General features: G+C 58.2%; 1 protein-coding gene and 1 pseudogene. One reads left to right on the forward strand and one right to left on the reverse strand.

The window, feature by feature from the left end:
- Positions 1–1308 (forward strand): annotated as a pseudogene (locus tag AC1DVH_RS27845) (dermonecrotic toxin domain-containing protein); the annotation flags it as partial.
- Positions 1309–1366: 58 nt separating this feature from the next.
- Here AC1DVH_RS27845 and AC1DVH_RS27850 read toward each other — a convergent pair.
- A partial coding sequence (locus AC1DVH_RS27850) for an efflux RND transporter permease subunit (RefSeq protein ID WP_477756499.1) occupies positions 1367–3530 on the reverse strand: 2164 nt, incomplete at its 5' end.

The following is a 3530-nucleotide window of genomic DNA, read 5'->3' on the forward strand; positions in this document are numbered from 1 at the left end:
GCCGAGTCTTGGCAGCGACTGACCCACAACAGACCGGAAAACGAACTCACGGCGTTGAGAGTCAAGTCTTACCAGTTGGTTATCTTGCGGATCCTCAGTACCAGGAATTTGGGGACGCAAACCGCGACAGCCTTGGAAGACGCCGTTAATCCAATACTGCTGTTGTCCCGCTCTCACGATGAACTGCAAAGTTCACACATCTATGAAAGTGGCGATCGTATTGCCGTGCTGGATAACCTGGTTAATCACTACAGCAAGGCACTGGACGGGCTTGAGAGTATCGGCATCTTCGATGCTGACGAGTTGCAATCAACCGCCTTCAATCGTCTGCGGGAGCTCATCAATGAACTGCGCGTCGATGCCGAACAACGTCTGGCCGCCGAATTGCAGAGCCAGCCGCTACCTGATGAATCCGCTTCATCTGCCGTCGGCAGCAGCAAGCCAGCGATCAACCGTCCTTCATGGGCCGGTCGAAAGAGGGTCATCAAAACCGCAAAGGGTACATTGATCGGCGATATCCGCCCTCGCGTGGCCAACCAGGGCGCAGACATTGTCGACATCAACGGTCCGCTGGAAGACAGACCATTGACCTCTTTCCACGAACATGAACCGAATGTCTGGGTAGAAATCGTCAAGCCCAGGCAACCAGCACCCCAAGTACCCTCGCGTCCCTACTCGCAACTCAAAGGCGATGCCCGCAAGGCGATGGCCAACGTGGACAAGCAGGTGACGAAGATCGAAAGCTACGCTCAGCGCGCGAGCTCTCCCAAGGAAATTGAAGAGCAATTGCAACGGGAGGCTCAAAAACTCACCGGGTATGCCGACCGTCTGGAACACCATGAAAACGCCCCGGTTAACAAGGAGCAGGACTTCACGCTCATCAACGGGCTACGGGACACGGCTCGCACCCTCGACACCAAGGCAACAGAACTTCGCACGCGTATGACCCTGGCCCGGCCACCGAGCAGCGAGAGTGTCGAATATTTGCTACAGCGCAAGGCAGTTTTCGCTCGAATCAGCGGCAGCCGGGTTCAACTGAAAACCGGACGGCGAGACTTCATGCAGGAATACGTCCTGCTCAATGAACACAATCAAGCCTGGTCGTACGCGCATTTTCACTATGCCAATGTGGATGACGCCAAGGCTGACTACACCCGAGCCCATCTAAAAACCAAAGAACAACAATTTGATACGTACGAATCGGCGATGGCCAAGGCCAAAGATCCGAAACAGAAAATCGATATTCATCGCGGCATCATCAGCAGAGAACAAGCCAACAGCGTATTTCTGCCCCTGGAACCGCGCTGATACGCCCCCATAAGAAAAGCCGCAACTTCAGGTTGCGGCTTTTGAGACCGTCCAGGGCTCAGTGAGCGAACAACGAATTGCCCTTCTGCCCCGCCAGCCTCGAAGGTTTGATCAGGAACCGCGCCAGTGCCGGCAACAGCCACAGCGCACCGAACATGTTCCACAACAGCATGAAGGTCAACATCAGCCCCATGTCGGCCTGGAACTTGATGGCCGAGAAGATCCAGGTGCACACGCCGATGGCCAGGCACAGACCGGTGAACAGCACCGCCTTACCGGTGGACTTCAGCGTCTGGTAGTACGCTTCTTGCAGCGGCAGGCCGGCACGCAGGAAGCTTTCCAGACGGCTGTAGATGTAGATACCGTAGTCCACGCCGATCCCCACCCCGAGCGCCACGACCGGCAGGGTCGCCACTTTCACGCCGATGCCCATGAAGGCCATCAGGGCGTTGCCGAGTACCGAGGTCAGCACCAGTGGCAGCACGATGCACAAGGTCGCCGCCCACGAGCGGAAGGTGATCATGCACATGACCGCCACGCAGATGTACACCRGGATCAGGATGGTCAGCTCGGACTTCTTGATCACCTCGTTGGTGGCCGCCTCGATCCCGGCGTTACCGGCAGCGAGGATGAACTCCAGGCCTTCCTTGTTGTTCTCCTTGGCGAACGCCTGCACCGCATGTACCGCGCGATCCAGGGTCTCGGCCTTGTGATCGTTGAGGAACACCAGCACCGGCGCCAGGGAGCAGCTGTTGTTGTACAGGCCGTCAGCGCGGGCAATGGAGTTGTTCAGCACATCAGGGTTACGCGACAGGGTTTCCCATTTCAGGTTGCCCTCGTTCATGCCCTTGATCATCTGCTTGGACACGGTCACCAGGGAAATCGCCGACTGCACGCCCTCGGTGTTCTGCATCTTCCACATCAGCTCGTCGATCGGCGCCATGGCTTCATAGCGCGAGCAGCCTTCGGCCTTGGTCTTGACCATCACCACCAGCACATCGGAGCTGGTGGAGTAGTTGTTGATGATGAAGTTGTTGTCCTTGTTGTAGCGCGAGTCCGGACGCAGCTCCGGGGCACCCTGGTCGAGGTCGCCGATTTTCAGGTTCTGGCTGTACCACAGGCCGCCGCCAAAGGCGATCAACGCCAGCAGGATGGACACCGGTGCAACTTTGGCGCTGGCGAAATTCGCCAGCAGGCGCCAGAACGGGTGTTCGCGCACAGCGTCTTTCTTGCTGCGCTCGACCGCACGCTTGCTGATGCCGACATAGGAAATCGCCACCGGCAGCAGGATCAGGTTGGTGAACACGATCACCGCCACACCGATGGATGCGCCGATGGCCAGTTCACGGATCACGCCGATATCGATGATCAGCAGCGTGATGAAACCCACGGCATCGGCGAGGATCGCGATCATCCCCGGCAGGAACAATTGACGGAAAGTACGGCGCGCGGCCGTCAGGGCGTTGTCCGCCTCGCTCGATTGCAAGGCGATCCCGTTGATTTTCTGCACGCCGTGGGAAATACCGATGGCGAAGATCAGGAACGGCACCAGCATCGAATAGGGGTCGAGCCCGAAGCCGAAAAAGTGCATCAGGCCCAGTTGCCAGACCACCGCCACCAGCGTCGTGCTCAACACGGCGACGGTACTGCGCAGGCAGTTGGTGAACCACAGCAGGAGGATCAGGGTGATGACGAAGGCGATGCCGAAGAACATCACCACCATCACCAGGCCATCGATCAGGTCACCGACTTTCTTGGCGAAACCGACGATGTGGATCTTCACATTCGGGTTCTGCGCTTCGAACTTGGTGCGGATCTTGTCCTCAAGCTCGTGGGAGAACTGGCGATAGTCCAGCGCCAGCAGCTTGCCCTGGTCCTGCGGGTCCGGGTAGGACTCCAGCAACGGAATGTCGACGATGCTCGACTTGAAGTCGTTGGACACCAGGCGCCCGACCTGGCCGGACTTGAGCACGTTGTTGCGCAGCAAATCGAGGCTGGCCTGGGAGCCGTTGTAGCTCTGCGGAATCACTTCACCACCGRCGAAGCCCTCTTCCGTCACTTCGGTCCAGCGAACGCTCGGGCTCCACAGCGACTTGAGGCCGGAACGGTCGACACCAGAAATGTAGAACACCTCATCGTTGATCTGACGCAGGGTCTCCATGTACTCCTTGGAGAAGATGTCGCCATTGGTGGCCTCCACCGAGATCCGTACGGTGTTACCC

This window comes from Pseudomonas sp. P4_C3 (genome assembly GCF_056402075.1).